19 protein-coding genes are annotated in these 18,744 nt (G+C 73.9%); 12 read left to right on the top strand and 7 right to left on the bottom strand.

What is annotated here, in order from left to right:
• The first annotated feature begins 149 nt into the window (after positions 1-149).
• The 4 genes from ACQEVS_RS02600 (at position 150) to ACQEVS_RS02585 (ending at position 4,676) form a co-directional block, all read left to right on the top strand.
• Positions 150-1,112, top strand: a complete 963-nt coding sequence (locus ACQEVS_RS02600; protein WP_433014555.1) for a phytoene/squalene synthase family protein — start codon at positions 150-152, stop codon at positions 1,110-1,112.
• Between the two features lie 62 nt (positions 1,113-1,174).
• Entirely contained in the window at positions 1,175-2,224 is a 1,050-nt protein-coding gene (locus tag ACQEVS_RS02595; protein WP_433014552.1) for a polyprenyl synthetase family protein, read from the top strand.
• A gap of 80 nt (positions 2,225-2,304) precedes the next feature.
• Positions 2,305-3,576, top strand: a complete 1,272-nt coding sequence (locus ACQEVS_RS02590; protein WP_433014549.1) for a geranylgeranyl reductase family protein — start codon at positions 2,305-2,307, stop codon at positions 3,574-3,576.
• Between the two features lie 116 nt (positions 3,577-3,692).
• Positions 3,693-4,676: a reductase gene (locus tag ACQEVS_RS02585; protein WP_433014546.1), complete on the top strand. Its 984-nt coding sequence runs from the start codon at positions 3,693-3,695 to the stop codon at positions 4,674-4,676.
• A gap of 155 nt (positions 4,677-4,831) precedes the next feature.
• On the opposite strand, the gene ACQEVS_RS02580 is transcribed toward ACQEVS_RS02585, so the two are convergent.
• The gene (locus tag ACQEVS_RS02580) at positions 4,832-5,722 is read right to left on the bottom strand and encodes a polysaccharide deacetylase family protein (RefSeq protein ID WP_433014543.1); all 891 of its coding nucleotides are present in this window, start codon (positions 5,720-5,722) and stop codon (positions 4,832-4,834) included.
• A 112-nt stretch (positions 5,723-5,834) separates the two neighbouring features.
• Between ACQEVS_RS02580 and ACQEVS_RS02575 the strand changes: the two genes are divergently transcribed.
• The 3 genes from ACQEVS_RS02575 to ACQEVS_RS02565 all read left to right on the top strand — a co-directional run bounded on the left by ACQEVS_RS02575 (position 5,835) and on the right by ACQEVS_RS02565 (position 7,771).
• Complete coding sequence (locus ACQEVS_RS02575) at positions 5,835-6,614, top strand: polysaccharide deacetylase family protein (protein ID WP_433014540.1); 780 nt, start codon at positions 5,835-5,837, stop codon at positions 6,612-6,614.
• Between the two features lie 73 nt (positions 6,615-6,687).
• Positions 6,688-6,912 carry a hypothetical protein gene (locus ACQEVS_RS02570; RefSeq protein WP_433014537.1) on the top strand — a complete coding sequence of 75 codons (225 nt, stop codon included), beginning with the start codon at positions 6,688-6,690 and terminating at the stop codon, positions 6,910-6,912.
• A gap of 19 nt (positions 6,913-6,931) precedes the next feature.
• The gene (locus ACQEVS_RS02565; RefSeq protein ID WP_433014534.1) at positions 6,932-7,771 is read left to right on the top strand and encodes a polysaccharide deacetylase family protein; all 840 of its coding nucleotides are present in this window, start codon (positions 6,932-6,934) and stop codon (positions 7,769-7,771) included.
• 452 nt (positions 7,772-8,223) lie between these two features.
• On the opposite strand, the gene ACQEVS_RS02560 is transcribed toward ACQEVS_RS02565, so the two are convergent.
• A complete protein-coding gene (locus ACQEVS_RS02560) occupies positions 8,224-8,562 on the bottom strand; it encodes a transposase (RefSeq protein ID WP_433014531.1) in 339 nt (112 codons plus the stop codon).
• Between the two features lie 139 nt (positions 8,563-8,701).
• On the opposite strand from ACQEVS_RS02560, the gene ACQEVS_RS02555 reads away from it, so the two are divergent.
• The 3 genes from ACQEVS_RS02555 (at position 8,702) to ACQEVS_RS02545 (ending at position 11,971) form a co-directional block, all read left to right on the top strand.
• The gene (locus tag ACQEVS_RS02555; protein WP_433014528.1) at positions 8,702-9,604 is read left to right on the top strand and encodes an SDR family oxidoreductase; all 903 of its coding nucleotides are present in this window, start codon (positions 8,702-8,704) and stop codon (positions 9,602-9,604) included.
• A gap of 224 nt (positions 9,605-9,828) precedes the next feature.
• Positions 9,829-10,461, top strand: coding sequence for a PadR family transcriptional regulator (locus tag ACQEVS_RS02550; RefSeq protein ID WP_433014525.1), 633 nt, complete (start codon positions 9,829-9,831; stop codon positions 10,459-10,461).
• Positions 10,454-11,971: an FAD-dependent monooxygenase gene (locus ACQEVS_RS02545; RefSeq protein WP_433014522.1), complete on the top strand. Its 1,518-nt coding sequence runs from the start codon at positions 10,454-10,456 to the stop codon at positions 11,969-11,971. Before ACQEVS_RS02550 ends, ACQEVS_RS02545 begins: the two co-directional genes overlap by 8 nt.
• A gap of 234 nt (positions 11,972-12,205) precedes the next feature.
• On the opposite strand, the gene ACQEVS_RS02540 is transcribed toward ACQEVS_RS02545, so the two are convergent.
• From ACQEVS_RS02540 to ACQEVS_RS02520, 5 genes are all read right to left on the bottom strand, one after another.
• Complete coding sequence (locus tag ACQEVS_RS02540; RefSeq protein WP_433014519.1) at positions 12,206-12,916, bottom strand: DUF4232 domain-containing protein; 711 nt, start codon at positions 12,914-12,916, stop codon at positions 12,206-12,208.
• 301 nt (positions 12,917-13,217) lie between these two features.
• Complete coding sequence (locus ACQEVS_RS02535; RefSeq protein ID WP_433027207.1) at positions 13,218-13,691, bottom strand: MarR family winged helix-turn-helix transcriptional regulator; 474 nt, start codon at positions 13,689-13,691, stop codon at positions 13,218-13,220.
• Positions 13,692-13,744: 53 nt separating this feature from the next.
• Positions 13,745-15,214 carry an MFS transporter gene (locus ACQEVS_RS02530; protein WP_433014516.1) on the bottom strand — a complete coding sequence of 490 codons (1,470 nt, stop codon included), beginning with the start codon at positions 15,212-15,214 and terminating at the stop codon, positions 13,745-13,747.
• A 105-nt stretch (positions 15,215-15,319) separates the two neighbouring features.
• On the bottom strand, positions 15,320-16,423 hold the full coding sequence (locus ACQEVS_RS02525; protein ID WP_433014513.1) for a PP2C family protein-serine/threonine phosphatase: 1,104 nt from the start codon (positions 16,421-16,423) through the stop codon (positions 15,320-15,322).
• 355 nt (positions 16,424-16,778) lie between these two features.
• The gene (locus tag ACQEVS_RS02520) at positions 16,779-17,501 is read right to left on the bottom strand and encodes an IclR family transcriptional regulator (RefSeq protein WP_433014510.1); all 723 of its coding nucleotides are present in this window, start codon (positions 17,499-17,501) and stop codon (positions 16,779-16,781) included.
• A gap of 439 nt (positions 17,502-17,940) precedes the next feature.
• Between ACQEVS_RS02520 and ACQEVS_RS02515 the strand changes: the two genes are divergently transcribed.
• Together ACQEVS_RS02515 and ACQEVS_RS02510 are read left to right on the top strand one after the other, a co-directional pair.
• Complete coding sequence (locus ACQEVS_RS02515; RefSeq protein WP_433014507.1) at positions 17,941-18,216, top strand: hypothetical protein; 276 nt, start codon at positions 17,941-17,943, stop codon at positions 18,214-18,216.
• Positions 18,217-18,272: 56 nt separating this feature from the next.
• Entirely contained in the window at positions 18,273-18,653 is a 381-nt protein-coding gene (locus ACQEVS_RS02510) for an RNA-binding S4 domain-containing protein (RefSeq protein ID WP_398266353.1), read from the top strand.
• The last annotated feature ends 91 nt before the right edge of the window (positions 18,654-18,744 follow it).

The following is an 18,744-nucleotide window of genomic DNA, read 5'->3' as shown; positions in this document are numbered from 1 at the left end:
CATACGTCTCCTGCGGCGCAGGGGGCGAAGGGAGGGCGCTTCGTCGGGCAACCCAGAGACTATTGAGATAAAAGCGTCTTTTCATCCCTTCCAGTGGTTTGCCCGGGACTTCGCTGCGGTGGCGCCGTGCCGCATTCCAGAATCGGAGGGTGCGCCTTGAGGTGAACGGCGGCAGTCGTGAACTGGGCGGGGGTGGACGCTGGATGCTGGGCGACCGGGTGGCGTTGCGCCGGGCCTCGATCTCGGATCCGGTGCTGAGAGAGGCGTACCGGCTGTGCGGCCGGTTGCTGGTGGCGTTCGAGGGATGGGACCACTGGGCGGGGTCGTTGCTGCTGCCCGCGGACAAGCGGCCGCATTCATGGGCGATCTACGCGCTGATCCGGTGGGCGGATGAACTGGCGGACAGTGGTGATCCCCGGAAACGGGCCGACCGGTATGACCTGTGGTGCCGGCGGACGCTAGAGGACGTGCGCAGCGGCCGCTCGACGGACCCGCTGTGCCAAGCCTTCACGCACACGGCGGCTGTGTGTTCGATCGACGTGGCCGACGTGGAGGCTCTGCTCGCCGGCCTCCGGGCGGACCTGTCGGTGCGGCAGTACGCCACCTGGGAGGACGTCCGCCGTTACATCACCGGGATCACGGGAGCCGCGGGGCGGATGTTCCTGCGGGTGCTGGAGCCGGTCGATCCGCGCGCGGAGGAGGTCATGGTCGCGTTGGAGGAAGCCATGCAACTGACCGACATGCTGCGTGACGTGGTGGAGGACGCGCGGCAGGGCCGGGTGTATCTGCCGGCTGAGGACCTGCAGCGGTTCGGCATCGCCCGGAACGACCTTCGTGGCGGACCTGCCACGCCGCAGCTGCGCCGGCTCGTCCGTTTCCAGGTGCGGCGGGCACATGAGCTGTTCGCTGCCGGAGCCGAGACGATCGGGATGATCCGCCCCGACAGTCGGCCGTGCCTGTGGGCGATCACCGAGACCCACCGGACACTGCTGGCGGAGATCGAACAGCGCGACTACGACGTCTTCAGCCGCCGCGTGGCCCTGTCCCCCTGGCAGAAGAGCCTGATCGCCTGCCGGGCGGCCGCCCGGGGGTTCGCGGGGGCCGCCGCATGAGGGAGGGCCCGCGGGACACCGCACCGCCGACGCGGCCGACCACCTGTGCCGCGGCGCGGGCAGTGGCGCGGCACAGTGGCCCGCGCCCACCGGCGGTCGGCGCGGGAGCCGGCGAGGACGGTGCCGTCGAGCGCGAGGGACTCGCGGCGTTGCGGCTGCTGTTGCGGGAGGCGCTGGCGGATCGCTGGGACACCCAGCAGAAGTCGGTCGGTGCTGTCTGCCGTTACGCTCTGGCCTCGTCCGGGAAGCTGCTCCGGCCGCTGCTGCTGCTGGAGGCGGCCCAGGCTGTGGGCGGCGATCCGCACAGTGTGCTCCCGGCCGCGGTGGGCACCGAGTGCGGCCATGTGGCCAGCCTCATCCACGACGACATCATCGACGGCGACGCCATGCGCCGCGGCCGGCCGTCGGTACCCCACCGGTTCGGCGCCGGCGAGGCGCTCCTGGCGGGCGACTGCCTGATATTCGACGCGTTCGCCGCACTCGCCGAATGCCGCCACCGCGGCGTCCCCCACGACCGCATCGTGATGGCGCTGGAGGTGGTGGCCGGCGCCGGCCGGGACCTGTGCCGTGGCCAGAGCCTGGAAGCCGAGCTCACCGCCGCATCCTGCTTCGACATCGGCGCCTACCTGGAAGTCGCCCGGCTGAAGACCGCCGCGTTCTTCCGCGGAGCCGGCGAGAGCGGCGCGGTCCTGGGCGGGGGCACGACGGCCCAGGTGGGAGCCATCCGCGACTTCGGCCGGCATCTGGGCATCGCTTTCCAGATCCACGACGACCTGCTGCCCTACATCAGCACGTCCGCCGTCACCGGCAAACCGGACACCAGCGACGTGCGCAACCGGCGCCTGACCCTGCCGCTGCTGCTCGCCCATGAAGCGGCGAGCGGACCACAACGCGAAGCCCTGCGACGCGCGCTGCGCGACACCCACGATGCCGAGCACGCCCTGCGTACCCTCGCCCGGCTCACCGCCGCCACCGGAGCGGTGGCCGCCGCCGCGGCGCAGGCCGAAAACCACGTACGCACGGCGTTGCAGGCACTGCAAACGTTGCCGACGACGGCCGGCCGCGCCCGGCTCGGCCGCCTGGCCCAGGCGCTTTTGATCTCCTACCGCTGACGCGCTCGCGCCCGGCCAGGACCTTCTTCGGCTTCCGCGCGTTCCGGTGCACCGCACATGACGCACGAAAGGGATCGACTATGGCTGCGAGCCACACGGAGGAAACCGCGGACGTGGTCGTGGTGGGCGCCGGGCCGGCCGGCTCGGCCACCGCCTACCACCTCGCCCGGGCCGGGCTGGAGGTACTGCTGCTGGAGAAGGCCGTCTTCCCGCGGGACAAGGTCTGCGGCGACGGGCTGAGCCCGCGCGCGGTGAAGGAACTGCTCACCATGGGCGTCCGTCTTCAAGGCCCCGGCTGGGTACGCACTCGTGGACTGCGCGTCTTCGACGGCCGGCGGCGCATCGAGATGGACTGGCCGGACACGGCCGGCTTTCCCGACTACGGACTGGTGCGCACCCGCCAGGACTTCGACCACCTGCTGGCCGGACGGGCCCAGGCGGCGGGCGCCCGCCTCCTGGAAGGCACCAAGGTCACCGGTGTGGTCACGGACGAGCGCACCGACCGCGTACGGGGGGTGGTCGCCCGCCGCGACGACGCCCGGTACACCTACTCGGCTCCCCTCGTGGTGGCCGCGGACGGCGCCTCCAGCCGGATCGCGGTCGCCATGGGCCTGCAGCAGCGAAAGGACCGGCCCTTGGGCGTGGGTGTGCGCCGCTACTACACCACCGGCCGCGAGGACGACGGCTACATCGAGGCATGGCTGAACCTGTGGGATCCCGCCCGCGACCACCGGGCGTTGCTCCCCGGCTACGGCTGGATCTTCCCCGTCGGCAACGGGGTGTGGAACGTCGGAGTGGGGACTCTGACCGTCAACCGGCGCCTGGACGTCGACCACCGCGCACTGCTGGAGGACTGGAGCCGAGGGCTGCCCGCGCACTGGCAGTTCGACGAGGACCACGCCACCGGCGCGGTGCGTGGACACGCACTGCCGTGCGGCATGAACCGGCGCCCCCAGTACACACGCGGCGTGCTGCTCACCGGCGACGCCACGGGAATGATCAACCCGCTCAGCGGGGAGGGCATCGACTACGCCCTGGAATCGGGCCGGCTGAGTGCCGAGGTCATCATCCAGGCGCTGGCCCGCTCCACCGCCGCCCAGCGCGAACGCGCCCTGCACACCTACCCGCACCGCCTCCAAGACGCGTTCGGCGGCTACTTCACCGTGGGCCGGCTGGTGGTGCGGTCCCTCGGAAACCCCCACGTCATGAGGCTCATCGCCACCAACTGCTTGCGTGCCCGCATCGTGCGCAAGACGATGTTCAAACTGTGGGCCAACGTCACCGACCCGCACAGCAAGGATGCCGCCGACCGCGTCATCAACGCCGTGCTCAAAGCCATCCCCGCCGCTTGAGACGGGCAGGGCCGGGAGCCCCCCGAGCGGCGTCGACACCGGACCTTGAAAGACGGATTTACGCCCAGAGCATGCGGGGGTTCCATTCCGGGGCCGGCACGGGCAGGGTCACGATCATGAGACTGCTGATACTCGGCGGAACGGAATTCGTCGGCCGCGCCCTGACGGACGAGGCCCTGGCCCGCGGCTGGGAGGTGACGGTCTTCCACCGAGGCCGGCACCCCGCGCCGCCCGGTGTGACCGTGCTGCACGGCGACCGCCGGGCGGACGGCGGGCTGGCCGCGCTCGATCGCGGCGAGTGGGACCTGGTCGCCGACACCTGGTCGGGCGCCCCCTCGGCCGTCCGCGACACCGCCCGGCTGCTGACCGGCCGCGCCGCGGGCTACGCCTACGTCTCCAGCCGCTCTGTCCACCCGCACCCCTGCCCGGCCGGCCTCGCGGAGGACGGCCCGCTGGTGGACGGCTCCCCGGACGCCGGCGAGGTCCCCTACCCGGAGGCCAAGCGCGGCGGGGAACTGGCGGCGACCGACGCCTTCGGCGACCGGGCGCTGCTGGTCAGGGCCGGGCTGATCCTCGGCCCGGGCGAGAACATCGGCCGACTGCCCTGGTGGCTGCTGCGCGTCGCGCGCGGCGGCCGGGTCCTGGCCCCGGGCCCGGCCGCGTCGCCGATCCAGTACATCGACGCCCGCGACCTGGCGGCCTGGACCCTGGACGCCGCCGCGCACGGCCTCGGCGGTCCCTACAACCTCGTCAGCCCACCCGACCACACCACCATGGGCGAACTCCTGGAAACCTGCGTCCGCGTCACCGGCTCCGACGCCGAACTGTGCTGGACGGACCCCGAACCGATCCTCGCGGCGGGGATCGCCCCCTGGACCGACCTGCCCATCTGGCTGCCGCCGGGCGAGGAGCACACCACGCTCTTCACGGCCGACGTCGGCAAGGCCCTGGCCACCGGGCTGCGCTGCCGGCCCGTGGAGGAAACGGTCGCCGACACCTGGACCTGGCTGGAGTCCCTCGGTGGCGCACCACCGCTGCGCCCGGACCGCCCGCCGGTCGGCCCGGACCCGGAGACGGAGGCGAAGCTGCTGGGGGACTGAGCTCCCGTCCCGCGCCGACTCGCCATGCCCGGGTCCCTGGCCACCCCACGCGTGTCCTCCCACGCCATCGGCTGGCGCTCCCGTTCCGGTTCACCGCCCCGGCCCCGGTGGAGGCCGCCGCCACGGCCGGTACCGGGGTTTCCTGCGGTCCGGAGTCAAGGCTGCCCGGACGGCCCGGATCGGCGCCCGTACGGCCCGACCAGTCCGTACGGCCCGGACAGTCGGGATCGTCGCCCGGACCGGATCGAGGCGCGCGGTCCGGGACGATCGGCGTGCCCGCCCATGACGCGGGCGAGGTCCGCGACTCCGTAGCCGCGCGAGCGCAGGGCGTCGAGAACGGCAGGCAGGGCCCGGGCGTCGAGGACGGTGTGGCGGCCCTCCGGGGCACCCACGTGCATCTGGATGATCGCCCCGGGGCGGAGGGCGTCCGTCACCCGCCGGACCGTTCGCTCCACGGTCATGCCGCCCTGGGGACCCAGGTAGCCGTTGGTGTCCGTGGTGAACTCGATGTCGGCGAAGCCCAGGGCGTTGACTTCGGCGATCTGCCGCGGCGTGGTGTCGCCGTAGGGGAAGCGGAAGAAGGGCAGCGGCGCGGTGCCCGTGGCGGCGCGGATGGCGCGATCGGCGCTGAGGACTTCGGCCGCGCGCTCGCGGGGAGTCAGCTCCCCGAAGTGGGGGTGGCTGAAGGAGTGGTTGCCGATGCCGTGACCGGCGGCTGCCAGGGAGCGGGCGGCGGCCGGGTGGCGTTCGGCGAAGTCGCCGGTGAGGAAGAACGTGGCGGGGGCGTGGTGTTGACGCAGCACGGCCAGCACCGTGCCGATCCCGTCGGTGTTCCAGGCAGCGTTGAAGGTCAGCGCGACGAGACGGCGGCCGGTGCGGAAGGTGCGGTTCTCGGAGCCGTCGAGAAGGGGCGACGCATGCGGACGGGAGGCCGCGACCGTGACGGTACGGTGCGTGGTGGTGGGCGCGGGAGTGGTGGCAACGGCCGTCAGAGCGGTCGCCGTTGCCGCCAAGGTGGTGATCACGGATGCGATGAAGCGCTTCACGGGAGGAAGTTACCGGAGGCGCGGACGTCGACCGGAGTGGGCGCGGTGCCCCGAAGGGGTGGGTTTACGGGCTCACCGGCCGCCGGAAGGCCGGCACCGCGATGCTGGTGCGGTGATCGACCACCTTCACCGCATCCCCTCCCGCCGCCGGTTTCTCGCCCTGGGCGGTGCCCTCCTGGCGTTGTCGCCGGGCCCGGCCACGGCCGCCACCGGTGAGGGCGGCGCCGGCTCACCCCTCCCCGTACCGCAGCACCATGTCACCGCCGGGCCGAAGACCGTGGCGCTGACCTTCGACGACGGCCCGAGCCCGCTGTACACGCCGAGAGTCCTCGCCGTCCTGGCCCGCTACGGCGTTCCGGCGACCTTCTTCCTGATCGGCCGAAACGTCGTCAAGTACCCGGACGTGGCACGGGAGATCCTCGACCAGGGTCATGAACTGGGGAACCACTCCTGGTCCCATCCCGATCTGACCAGGCTCACGCGGGACCGGGTCCGGGACGAGATCAGGCGGACCCAGGACGTCATCGGCGACACGACGGGCCGTACACCCCGGGTGTTCCGGGCGCCCTACGGGTTCTTCGCCCCGGCGTCCCTCGCCGTGTGCGCGCGGCTGCGGCTGCGGCCGGTCTCCTGGTCGGTCGACACCGTGGACTGGTCCAACCCGGGTGTGGAGCACATCGTGCGGACCGTGGAGACGGAAGCGGTCACCGGCTCGATCGTGCTGCACCACGACGGTACGTTGAGCGAAGGCGCGCTGCCCGACCGGGAGGGGAACGCCGACCGGACGCAGACCGTCGACGCGCTCGGGTTCTACCTTCCCCGGCTCATCGACGCGGGTTACCGCTTCACCACCGTCAGCGGCACGGGCCCCTCGGCGGCCTCGTTCGGGTGACCATCGCATGATCCGTGAGGGCGTGGGAAGTTCACTGCCGTCCGCCGTAGGCGCCGCCTGCCCAGGAGGAATCATGCGCGGTGCGATCCGACGCCTCCTCGTCCCTGTCGCCGGAGCGTTCGCCCTGCTCGGCCTCCTCGTCGTCCCGGCCCACGCCGGCGGAACGGAGACCGGCGGCGGCTCGGACGACTCCTCGGCCGGGCCGGCCGGGCAGCTCGCCTCCACCGCCGACAACCAGGCGGGGGACGTCGAAACCATCCTCAGCGGCGTCACCGCCAAGCTCTGGCGAAACCCATGAACTCCTGGAACAGGCTGAAATGAACAATGAGTTGTGGCACAGGCGGGGCATCCTGCGCCTGGCGGCCGGCCTTGCCGGTGCGACGACCGCCGTGGCGGCCGCCGGCCCCGCCTTCGGCCGGCAAGCCGTCCCCGGCCGGCAAGCCGTCCCCGGCCGCCTAGCCAACGGCTCCGCGAGGCCCCCGGTGACCGGACGCCTGGCAGGGCGGGACGTCGAGAAACTGCCCATCACCGAGAAGGAGGTGGCCCTCACCTTCGACTGCGGCAGCAGTCCGGACGGCGTCGACGCCGTCCTGGCGACGCTGCGCGAGCACGGGCTGCCGGCGACGTTCTTCATGACGGGCCGCTTCGCCCAGGACCACACCGAGGCCGCGCGCCGCGTCGCGCGGACGCATCCGGTGGGCAACCACTCCATGACCCACCCACCCTTCACCCGGCTCACGCACGAGCAGCGCGTGACCGAGATCCGCTCGGCCGCGCGGGCCGTCGAGGAGGCCACCGGGCGCCCGCCCGTGCCGCTCTTCCGCTTCCCGTTCGGAGACGTCGACCGGCAGTGCGTCGCGGACGTGAACGACGAGGGGTACACCTGCGTCCGCTGGACCGTGGACACCCTGGGCTGGAAGGGCGCCACCGGGGGCGCCACCACCGCTACCGTGACCGGCCGCGTCCTGCGCGCCCTGACCCCCGGCACCATCGTCCTCATGCACGTGGGACGCACGAGCCCGGCGGACCCCTCGACCGTCGACGCCACGGCGCTGCCACACCTCATCAAGGCCGTCGACGACCAGGGCTATGGATTCACCTCCCTGGACGCGCTCGTGGCAGAGGCCGGGGACGCCGCAGGGGGACGGCCGCGATGAACGGCGGGCCGGCCGGCGGCGGGGCGCGGAGCAGTCAAACCGGACCGCGCGGGCGGCCGGCGGGGCCCGCCCACTCCGTAGGAAGCGGCGGGAGACCGTCGGCTCGGCACCGCTGATTTCCACGGGGCCGGTCCGCCCGTCGATGCGCGGCGGTAGCCGTTCGCACTCCGCGGGTCCGGTCCGGGTCCAGGGCACCGGCCGGACCACGGCGGCGGCGAGCCCGAACTCGCTCCCGCCGCCCGCGAGCGAGCGTCACCGTCCCCGTGCCGCCGGTTTCCGGGCGGCAGGCGTCCCGCTCCTCGGCCGGTGCGCGGCGCGGGCCGTCGCGGCGCACGACGTACCGGGCGCGCAGCCCGCCGAACGGGCGGTGCGGGCGGCCGGTGCGGCCGCCGGCCCCGCTCTGACGGGCACGGGCAGGCAGCGGCGGCGCCATGTCTCGGATGGTGACTTTTTCAGGGGTGCGTACGCCGCGCCGCACACTCCTCGATCGTCCTGGTCCAGGCGGCGAGAGCCGGGGTACGGGACGTCGTCTCGCTCAGGTTCCGCCACAGGTCCGCGCTGCTCCAACGCGTGAACCAGCGGTGGGCCGTGGGCACGCTGACGCCGAACGAGGGCGGGAGCTGCTGCCACGCGCAGCCGCTGGTGACCACGTAGACGACGGCGGCCATGACCCTGCGCGCGTCGGCCGCCGCCCTGCCGCCGCCCTGGGGTCTTCGTGGCACGTCCGGCAGGAACGGACGAGCCGCTTCCCACATCTCGTCGGGGACCAGGCGCTGAGCGAGTGCCTCCATTCGCGTGATCATACGTACCTGTAACCGCCCTCCACCGACCTGCCAAACGAGACGTGGGCTCATGTGCGCGAGCGAGCTCCGCGGACTTATCGTCGGCCGCCCGCCGACGAGTTCGGCATTCGTCCAAGGAGGAGAAACCATGACCATTCTCGTGACCGGAGCGACGGGGACGGTCGGCCGCGTCCTGGTCGACCGGCTGCTGGGCGACGGGCGGCGCGTGCGGGCCCTGACCAGGGATCCGGAAGGGGCCCGGCTGCCCGCTGACGTCGAGGTGGTGGCGGGCAGCCTTACCGAGCTCGCGGGAGTCGCCGCGGCGCTCGACGGGGTGGACGCCGTCTACTACATGTCCGGGGTGCTCGACCCGGACCGTGCGGCAGAGCAGGCCCGCGCCTTCATGGAGCTCGCCACGCGTGCCGGGGTCGGGCGGATCGTCGACCTGTCCGGCCTCGCCGTGACCGTGCGGCGGCCGGGCAGTCACGAGATGCTGAGCGACGTCGAGAAGGTCATCGAAGCGTCCGGCCTGCCGTGGACGCACGTTCGGCCGGGCGAGTTCGCCGGCAACAAGCTGCGCATGTGGGGCGCGTCGATCCGTGCGGAGAACACGGTGCGCAGCGCCTTCCCCGCCGCGCTCGGCGTCCCCGTCCACGAGGCGGACATCGCCGAAGTGGCCGCCGCCGCGCTCCTTTCGGACGGTCATGCCGGGCGCGCGTACTCGCTCAGCGGGCCGCAGCGCCTCACCCAGAGGGAACAAGCCGCGGCGGTCGCCGAGGGGTTGGGCAGGCCGCTGCGTTTCGAGACGGTGACATACGGCCAGGCCCGCGCCGCGTACATCACGGCCGGGATGCCGTGGGAAATCGCCGAATACCTGCTGGGCTACCAGGCCGAGTACGCGCAGGAGCCGCCCGTGGTGCGGCCCGATGTCGAACGGGTTCTGGGAAGGCCGGGCCGCACGTTGGCCCAGTGGGCCGCGGATCACGCGTCCGAGCTGGCGGAAGACCCCGCGCGGCAGGAGGAGGCGGCGGTGGGCGCGGTCACGGCCTGATTCGGAGGCGGTCGGCACGGTCATGGCTTGAGCCGGGGGCGGTCGGCACGGTGACGGTCTGATCCGGCGGCGAAGTGCCGGCCTCTCCGGTACTTCGCCGCCGGAGGCGGGCGCGTGACGAGCCCCTTCGGCGGAAGCATGGTCATCTCCGCACCTACGAGCTATGCTCGGATCCGAGCAATTGAATCCGAGTAAGCGCCATGTCATGAGAAGCGTGGAGTGAGATGCCCGTCGAAAACCCCGCAGACAGGCCGGCCGCGAGCAAGCCGCTCGCCGCCAAGCGACCCGCCAACCCCCTGGCCCTCGCCGTCCTGGGCCTCCTGCTGGAACAGCCCCTGCACCCACACGCGATGGCCGCCGTCCTGCGCGAGCGGCAGCTCGACCTGACCTTCAAGCTCACGACCGGTTCCCTCTACGACACGGTCCGGGCCCTGGCCCGCGACGGCTGGATCGAGGAGGACGGCGTCGAGCGGGTGGGCGGCCGCCCCGCGCGCACCGTGTACCGCCACACTGCCGAGGGCCGTACCCGCTTCACCGCCTGGCTCGACGAACTGATCCGCGAACCCGCCCGCGAATTCCCGAAGTTCGTGTCCGCCCTCAGCTATCTCGGCGCGCTGGGGCCCCGGCGCGCAGCGGAGGCGCTGCGGGAACGGGCCGCGGCCCTGGAGGCCCGGATGGCGTCCGACGCGGAGGCGTACCGGACGGCGCGGGAGGAGCACCGGGCGCCCCGGCTGTTCGTCATCGAGGCCGAGTACGCCCGCGCGATGGCCGAGGCGGAGCTGCGCTGGGTGCGGGAGACCGCCGACGAGATCGAGCGCGGCGCGCTGCCGTGGCCGGGGGAGCACACCGATGCCTGACACTCACACCCAGGCCCAGACCCAGATCCACACCCACACGGACGTCCTCATCGCCGGCGCCGGCCCCGCCGGACTCATGCTGGCCTGCGAACTCGGCCTGGCCGGCGTCCGGACGACGGTCCTCGAACGGAACCCCGTCCCGCCCGGCTTCTGCCGCGGCTTCAACCTCAACGCCCGCAGCCTCGACCTGCTGGACCACCGTGGCCTCGCGGACCGCTTCCTCGCCGAGGGCCCGACCCTGCCGGCCACGGCGTTCGTCGGGACGGCCGCCCTCGACCTGGCCGCCATGCGCGCCCGCCACCCGTACATCCTGGGCATCGCTCAGACCCGCGTCGAGGAACTGCTGGCCGAACGGGCCGGGGAACTCGGCGTCCGCCTCCTCCGCGGCCACCGGATCACCGGGTTCGACGAGGACGACGACGGGATCACCGCGGACGTCACGGGCCCGGACGGTCCGCTCCGGTTGCGCTGCCGCTGGCTCGCCGGCTGCGACGGCGGGCGCAGCACGGTCCGGAAGACGGCGGGAATCGCGTTCCCCGGCACCCCCTCCCGCCGTTTCGCCCTGCTCGGCGACGTCGTCCTGGCCGACCCGGGGGCGCTGCCCTTCGGCACGACGGCCGGGCCCGGCGGCGGATCCGTGTTCACCATCCCGCGCTCCGGCTACGTCCGCCTGGTGACGGCCGAGCCGGACCCGCCGGAGGACCGCGACGAGCCGGTGACGCACGCCCGCTTCCAGGAGGTGCTGGACCGGGCGCTGGGCCGCCACGTCGAGATCGCCGAGGTCCGCTGGCTCACCCGGTTCGGCGACGCCGCCCGGCTGGCCGAACGCCTGCGCGCCGGGCGGGTGTTGCTGGTCGGCGACGCCGCGCACATCCATCCGCCGGCCGGGGCGGTCGGCGTCAACGCGGCGATCGACGACGCGATGAACCTGGGCTGGAAGCTCGCGCTCGTGGCCCGCGGCCTGGCCCCCGAACGCCTGTTGGACGACTACCACACCGAACGCCACGCGGCCGGCACCCGCCTGCTGCGCGACACCCGCGCCCAGGCGCTGATCGCCGCCGAGGGGGAGCGGCTGGCGCCCCTGCGCGACCTCCTGGGCGAACTGGCCACGGCGGAGGGTACGGCGGGCCATGTCGCCGAGACGATCACCGGGGTCAACACCCGCTATCCGGCCCACGATCCGCACGGCCACCCGTGGGAGGGCCGGATGCTCCCCGTCGGCGAACTCCTCCCGCCGGCCGCCCGAGGCGGCGGGGGAGTGCTGCTGCTGGACGACGCGACGGCGCCGGCCGCCATCCGCGAGGCCGCGGAGCCCTGGGCAGGCCGGGTCACGGCCGCCACCGTCCCCTCCGGCCGGCTGCCCGGCACGTGCGCGGTCCTGGTCCGCCCGGACGGACACGTCGGCTGGGTGGCCCGGCCGGGCGCGGGTCCGGAAGCGGCCGGAGAGGCGGTCCGTTCCGCCTTGGAGTGGTGGTTCGGACCGCCGGCACCCCGCGTCGCCGCGCGCTGAACTCCGCTCGCCAGGACGCACGTTCGCCAGGAAACCCGTTCGCGGTGCTGGCCGTTCCTTCACGCAGGGGGACGCCGGCATTGGACGGTCCGGACGGCCGGGCGCCGGGCACCGGGCGCCCGGCGGGGGAGGGGCGAGGCACCGGCTCATCCGCCTGGACCGGCCGCCCGCACCGGCCCGACGGCGGCACGGATCACCGCCCAACCGCGATGGCGGCCGCGACGGCCCCGCGGATCAGCTGCCCTGGCCGATGTTGCCGACCGGGCCGACCTTCACCGCGGAGGTGGTTTCGTCCGTCACGGGCAGGGTGGCGCCGCCCGGCCAGCGGAGGGTGACCGTTGTCGTCTCGCTGGGCGGGGTTACCAGCAGCCCCGTGATGCGGACGCCGGAGCCGCCCGTCTTGTTGATAGGGTAGTTGATGCCGAAGGCCGTCGACTGTCCGCTCTTGAGGACGACATGAGGGGTCTGTTCGCCGGTGCGCTTCGCGGACAGCGACCCGGCGGTGGTCTTCAGGTCGACGCCCGCGTACCCGGAGATGGCACAGCTGTGGTCGCCGCGGTTCTTGAGCGTGACGGCGACGGTGCCGCCGGGGTCGCCGTCGATGGTGTTGTCCTTCGCCGTGATCGCCAGATCGCCGGCGCGGCACTTGGCGAACGTGCTGTCGCCGCCGGACCCGCCCCCGGCGGTGGTGCCCTTCTCACCGCTGCCTTTCCCGGTGGAGCCCTGCCCGCCGGAGCCCTTGCCGGACGAGCCCTTCCCGCCGCTCTGCCCCGAGCCGCCCTGGTCGGAGCCGCCCGACCCCGCATCGCCGCCCTTGGCGGACGACGCGGAGGAGGCGGACGACGAGCCGTTCTGCCCCGAGCCGCCGTCGTCGTTCTGACAGGCCGTCAGCGAAAGGCTCGCGGCGACGGCCAGGACGGCGAAGGTGAGCTTCTGAACACGCATCGTTTCTGCCTCAATCGGTCGGGGATGTCAGTCGCTCGGCACAAGCCGGTACGAGTCGACACGAGCCGGGCAGGCCGGGACGAGTCCGTACGCGTCGGTACGAGCGAGCGTTACTGATCACCAGGATGCGTCTGATCCGGCGAATCGTTCCGCCCGACCGATCCCTAGTACATGTCTGTTACATGGACGGCCGGATCCCCTGGCATCACGGCAGCCCCTACTGACATCTCGGCGCCCCCTACCAAGGCCCCGGCAGCCCTTGCTGACACCCCGACAGCCGCCGCTGACGCCCCGACAGCTCCTAATCGTCTTCCGTCAGCCGCTCCAGCAGGCCGATCGCCTCCACCACGACCGCCCGTTCCCTCTCGTCGAAGCGCTCCTCCAGGGCCCGCGCGATCCATCCCTCGCGCACCTCGCGTGCCTTCCCGAGCCGCCGCAGGCCCTCCGGGCTGAGGGAGATGACGATCTGGCGCCGGTCGCTGGGGTGCGGTGACCGCTCGATCAGGCCCGCCTCCTCCAGGCCGGCCAGCGTGGTGCCCATGGACTGCGGCCGGACGCGCTCGGCGCGGGCCAGCTCCACCGTGGTGGCCGGACCCCGGCGGTCCAGCCGGCTGAGGACGGCGGACTGGGAGAGGGTCAGGTCCGTACGTTCTCCCGCCGCGCGCAGCCGGCGGGCCAACTGCCCGGTGAGGACGCGGATCCGGGACGCCGTCTCGTGCAGCTCGGCGAGCTCGGGGGCGGCGGCCGGGGCGGGGGACTGCTGGTCGTGGGCCATCACCGGGCCAGCGTACCCGGCGCGTCCGCCCGGGTCCGCCGGGCCTCCGCTGGTCAGCGGCCCGCCCGGCGCAGGGCCCGGTCGAAGAGCGTGGCCGGCAGCAGCAGCACGCCGAGCACGGTGAGGACGACGGCCGCCGTGTGCAGCCCGCCGGTCGTCGCGCGGTCGCCGTAGACCAGGCCGATGACGCTGGTGGACGCGACCGCGCCGACGTACTGGGCGGTGCGGAACAGCCCGGCGGCCGTACCCGTCCCCCCGGCCGGCGCCTGTGCGTACAGTGCGGCCTGGTTCCCCACCGCGTTCAGCCCGTTGGGCAGCCCGAACACGACACCGACCAGCACCAGCACCGCCATCGGCGTCCCCGGCCCGGTGAACGCCAGCGCCGCCGAGGCCGCCACCATCGCGACCGTGCCGACGAGCAGCGGCCCCCGCACAGTCGCCCGCCGTGCCCCCGCCCACGAGCACAGCGCCGCCACCGCGCACATCGGCAGCATGACCACCCCGGTGAGGGCGGCGGAGTACCCCCGCACCTCCTCCAGCCACTGCGTATAGCCGTACAGCACGCAGTAGACGACGAGGAACGACGCCCCGTAGCGGACGTACGTGCGGACCAGCGGCCGGTTCGCCGCCAGCATGCGCAGGTCCAGGAACGGGTGCCGGGCCACCCGGAGTTCCCAGGCCGCCAGCGCGCCCGCGGCGAGACCGCCGGCGGCGAGCAGCGGCCACCGCGGATGGGCGAGGTCGGTGAGGAAGAACATCAGGGGCAGCAGGGTCCCGGCGAACAGCAGGACGCCCGCGGGGTCCAGCTCCGACCACACGCCGCGCGCCCCTCCCGGGCGCGGCCGGGGCTCGTCCCGGGGCAGCCAGGCCAGGGCGAGGGCCAGACCGGCCAGCGCGAGGGGCATGTTCACCGCGAAGACCGCCCGCCAGCCGGCCAGCCCGGTGAGCAGCCCGCCCAGCGCCGGGCCGAGTGCCGCGCTGGCGAGGGCGGCGATGGTCAGCGCGCCGAGGGCGCCCGAGGGCGGTCCGCCGGGCGTCCGCGCCGACCGCTGACGGATCATGGCCATGGCCGCCGGGTACGCCGCCGACGTGCCCACGCCGGTCAGCACCCGGACGGCGACCAGCTCCCCCAGGGAGCCCGCCACCAGCCCGGCCGCCCCCGACAGCCCGACGAGGACCAGCCCCGTCAGGTAGACCCGTCGGGCGCCGAGGTGGTCGGCGACCCGGCCCATCACCGGCTGGGCGACCGCGCTCGCCAGGTACAGCCCCGCGACCAGCCACACCGTGGCGGACGGGCCGGCTCCGAAGCTCCGGCCGATGGGGACGAGCGCCGTCGAGATCATGCTGGAGTTGACCGGGTTGAGCATCGAGCCGGCCATCACGGCCGCGACGAACCGGCCGCCGAGCGCCGAGGGTGCGGTCCCGCTGCCGTCGTCCGGTTCCGGTGGCCGGACGGGCCTCCTGGTGTTCCCGCCGGACCTGCGCGTGGCGAACCGCGTGGCGAACCGCGTGGCGAGCCGCATGGCGAACCCCTCCCTCCGTCCCGGCGCGCGGTGGCGCACCGAAGAGAAAGGAAGGTTAACTGTTGATCAGAAAAACTGGCAAGGCTGTCTTGCTTGTTTGGGTGGTCACTCCCGCCGGACGGCCAACAGCGCCGCGTCGTCCGCCAGTTCCCCGCCCGCGTACGCCAGCAGATCCGCCACCAGGCGGTCCGTCAGCCCGCCCGGCGCGCCTTCGGGGAGCGCGGCCAGCCGGCGCTCCAGCGGGTAGAACCGGCCCGCCGCGTCCCGCGCCTCCGTCACACCGTCCGTGTACAGCAGCAGCAAGTCCCCCTTGCCGAAGGCGAAGGCGGCCGACCGGTACGGGCCCTCCGCCAGCTCGCGCAGGGCCAGCGGCGGATCCGCTTCACCGGCCTCCGCCTCCCCGGCCCCCACCACGACCACCCGCCCGCCCCGTCTGACCAGCGGCGGAAGATGGCCGCAGTTCACCAGCTCCACGGTCTCCCCGGAGCGCGGAACGGTCAGCAGCGCGGCGGTCACGAACTCCTCGCCCACCCCGCGCCGCCGCACCGCCGCGTCCAGCCGCCGCGCCACCTCGCCCAGTTCCGCCTCCACTTGCGCGGCCTCCCGGAACGTCCCCAGCACGTCCGACGCCGTCTCGACCGCGCCCAGCCCCTTGCCCCGGACGTCCCCGATGAGCAGCCGCACACCGAACGGCGTCGTCAGCACCTCGTACAGATCGCCGCCCACCTGCGCGTCCGCAGCGGCCGCCAGATAACGCACCGCGACCCGCAGCCCGTCCACCCGCTCCGGCACCGGCCGCAGCAGCGCCTGCTGCGCCGCGGAGGCGACCGAGCGCGAACGCAGCAACTCCCGCTCCCGCGTGGCCACCAGCACCACGCTCGCCGCGCTGATGCAGGTGAGGGCGAGCACCGTGAACGCCGCCGTCAGGTGCAGGGTGATCGGCACCTCGGGATCCGCGAGCGTCAGCGGCGCCACCAGGAGCAGCGCCACCGCGCCCGTCAGCAGAGGGACCCGGGCGCGCCGCGCGCCGATGCTCGCCAGCACCGGGGCCGTGCCCAGCACGGGCGAGAACGTCAGCCGGGGATCCGAGGCGAGGTCGACGCCGACCGCCGCGGCCAGCAGGATGTACGCGGCGACGACGAGCAGGCGCGCCGGACGCGGAAGGACCGGGACCGGGTACGGGCCGGCGGGACCGGGGGCTCGCTTCATGGCTGACTCCACCCTAGGTGCCGCCGGTCCGCCCGCAACCCGGACGCCCGGGCCCCTCCCGCTCCGGCGGGAGCGCACGGCCTCGGCGCGCCACGGGTGACGTGCCGGCCCCGAACATTCGCTGGTCAGGCGGTTCGCCGGCCTGCCGACCCGGAGATCCGTCGACCGCTGACTCAGCGGTGGGCCGACCCTTCGGCCCCGCGCCCCGGCGGTCCGCCGATCCGCTGACTTGTCGACCCGGCGATCGGTTGACCCGCTGACTCAGCGGTGGGCCGACACTTCGGCCCCGCGCCCCGCCGACACTTCGGCCCCGCGCCTCGCCGGCCACCGCCTCGCCGACTCGCCGGCCCACTGGTCACCGCGACGGCGTCCCCACCAGAGCGGAGGAGACCGTCCGCGCGGCGTCCCGCAGCGCTTCTTCGCAGCGCCAGGGCCCGGCCTCCTCCGCCGCTTCCGCCGGGTTCGGGTCCAGCCGCCGCCGGGGGCCGGTCAGGCACAGCGCCGCCGCGTGCCGGACGCCGTCGGGGCAGGGGACGGACGTGGCCAGCCGGGCCTCTTCCGGGCCGGGCCCCTCCTCGTAGACGCAGCGGTCGTCGCACGGGCCGGCCAGCACCCGGGCCGGGGCGCTCGTGTGCGGCAGGACGTCTCCGGTGGCCAGCCGTTGCGGCCGGTTGTCCGGCCGGAAGACGTGGTGGATGACCTGCGCGCCCTCGGGGTGCGCCACGGCGAGCAGGACGCTCATGCCGGTGCGGGCGGCGAGGCCGTCGGCCCAGATCATGGCCGCGGCGCGGACGTCGTTGCAGTCGGGCCGGGTCGGGGCCGACGGGCCGGTGTTCCGGCGGAGCGGTGCGCCGGGGCGGCAGGTGCCGGAGCCGGCGTCGTACTCGACCAGCCCTTCCGCGCGGAGCCCGCTGATCACATCGCCGACGGCGTGGTCCGGCAGACCGAGGGAGGCGGTGAGCCGGCGGAAGGAGACGCCTCGTTCCGGCTCGCGGGCCAGGAGCTCGAGCACGGCGGCGGTAGTGCCGACGGGGGCTCGGTGCTGGGGCGTCTGAGAGGGCTGGGGCGTCTGGGGCATCGGAATTCTCCGTTCCGTTGCGAGGGTTCGCGGGATCGGTTCCGGGGGACGGCCGGGGCTCGCCCCGCGCGGAGTCCGCGCCGCCGGGCGCCCGGGCCGTGGTGTCACCGGGACCGTCCAGGCTAGGCGGGGGCCGAGGGCGGGCCGGTCCGCCGGCCGGGGACCGGCAGGGGGAACCCGCCGTCCCCCGGTCGGCGGACCGGCGCCCCTGATCGCTCAGCGCGCGCGGCGCTCCGTCTCCGGCGCGAACGGGATCCCCGACCGCAGCCCCCGGCAGCCCGGCACCAGCGACTCCCCGAGGCACCGGCGGTTCCCCGAGGAAGCTCACCCCATCGTCGACAACCGGACCCCGCGCGACGCCCCACCGGTCACGCCGTGTATGCATGGAGGCACTCTCAGGCGAAGTTCCCCGCGCGCCCGGACAGAAGGAAGAACTGCGATGACGATCGGCGACATCCGCGACGACAGGGCCACCGAGGCGACGTGGTCCGTCCCCCTCCTCGTGCTCGCGCCCGCCCTGCTCATCCGGATCATGTCCGACGGCTCGGCGCCCTGGCTCGCCGCGGCCTGGACGGTCTGGGGGCTGGCCGCCGCCCTGACGGCGGCGGGCTGGGTGAGCGTGGTCCGCGCCGGCATACGACGGACCCGGGGCTGGATGACGTGCCTGCTGTTGCACGTGGTTCTGGCGGTGCAGGCGGTGTCATTGTCCCTCTGACGCGCCTGCCCGGTCCGGCCGTTCGTCCCCTAGGCCGCTGGCATAGAGTCGGGGACATGGTTGCAGGAGACGAGGGCCCCGTACGCGTCGACAGCTGGATCTGGTCGGTACGGCTCACCAAGACCCGCTCGCTGGCCGCCACGGCCTGCCGCGCGGGACACGTCAAGATCAACGGGGAGCGCGCCAAGCCCGCACAGCCGCTGAAGACCGGTGACGAGGTACGGCTCTTCCACGCCGGACGGGAACGGATCGTCGTCGTCTCCCGGCTGGTGCGCAAGCGGGTCGGTGCCCCGGTGGCCGTCGAGTGCTACGTCGACAACAGCCCGCCGGCGCCGCCGCGCGAGGTGATCGCCGCCATGGGCGTACGGGACCGCGGGGCGGGGCGGCCGACGAAGCGGGAGCGTCGCGAGATGGAGCAGTTGCGCGGACGACCTTAGTCCGACCGGCGTTGGAGGCAACGCGCTTGGGGGTGCGGGGCGGAGCCCCGCGAGGAGCGGTGAGCCCGCTCCCGGGGGAGGGGCCGGGGCA

The organism is Streptomyces sp. CA-181903 (assembly GCF_050937075.1).
In the GTDB taxonomy this organism is placed as follows: domain Bacteria; phylum Actinomycetota; class Actinomycetes; order Streptomycetales; family Streptomycetaceae; genus Streptomyces.
This window is presented reverse-complemented; position numbering and strand designations above follow the sequence as displayed.

Excerpts from the sequence above, each read along its gene's own strand:
- ACQEVS_RS02590 (WP_433014549.1), top strand. The coding sequence starts at position 2,305 with ATGGCTGCGAGCCACACGGAGGAAACCGCGGACGTGGTCGTGGTGGGC.
- ACQEVS_RS02585 (WP_433014546.1), top strand. The coding sequence starts at position 3,693 with ATGAGACTGCTGATACTCGGCGGAACGGAATTCGTCGGCCGCGCCCTG.
- ACQEVS_RS02570 (WP_433014537.1), top strand. The coding sequence starts at position 6,688 with ATGCGCGGTGCGATCCGACGCCTCCTCGTCCCTGTCGCCGGAGCGTTC.
- ACQEVS_RS02565 (WP_433014534.1), top strand. The coding sequence starts at position 6,932 with ATGAACAATGAGTTGTGGCACAGGCGGGGCATCCTGCGCCTGGCGGCC.
- ACQEVS_RS02560 (WP_433014531.1), bottom strand. The coding sequence starts at position 8,562 with ATGGAGGCACTCGCTCAGCGCCTGGTCCCCGACGAGATGTGGGAAGCG.
- ACQEVS_RS02555 (WP_433014528.1), top strand. The coding sequence starts at position 8,702 with ATGACCATTCTCGTGACCGGAGCGACGGGGACGGTCGGCCGCGTCCTG.
- ACQEVS_RS02550 (WP_433014525.1), top strand. The coding sequence starts at position 9,829 with ATGCCCGTCGAAAACCCCGCAGACAGGCCGGCCGCGAGCAAGCCGCTC.
- ACQEVS_RS02545 (WP_433014522.1), top strand. The coding sequence starts at position 10,454 with ATGCCTGACACTCACACCCAGGCCCAGACCCAGATCCACACCCACACG.
- ACQEVS_RS02540 (WP_433014519.1), bottom strand. The coding sequence starts at position 12,916 with ATGCGTGTTCAGAAGCTCACCTTCGCCGTCCTGGCCGTCGCCGCGAGC.
- ACQEVS_RS02535 (WP_433027207.1), bottom strand. The coding sequence starts at position 13,691 with ATGGCCCACGACCAGCAGTCCCCCGCCCCGGCCGCCGCCCCCGAGCTC.
- ACQEVS_RS02530 (WP_433014516.1), bottom strand. The coding sequence starts at position 15,214 with ATGCGGCTCGCCACGCGGTTCGCCACGCGGTTCGCCACGCGCAGGTCC.
- ACQEVS_RS02525 (WP_433014513.1), bottom strand. The coding sequence starts at position 16,423 with ATGAAGCGAGCCCCCGGTCCCGCCGGCCCGTACCCGGTCCCGGTCCTT.
- ACQEVS_RS02520 (WP_433014510.1), bottom strand. The coding sequence starts at position 17,501 with ATGCCCCAGACGCCCCAGCCCTCTCAGACGCCCCAGCACCGAGCCCCC.
- ACQEVS_RS02515 (WP_433014507.1), top strand. The coding sequence starts at position 17,941 with ATGACGATCGGCGACATCCGCGACGACAGGGCCACCGAGGCGACGTGG.
- ACQEVS_RS02510 (WP_398266353.1), top strand. The coding sequence starts at position 18,273 with ATGGTTGCAGGAGACGAGGGCCCCGTACGCGTCGACAGCTGGATCTGG.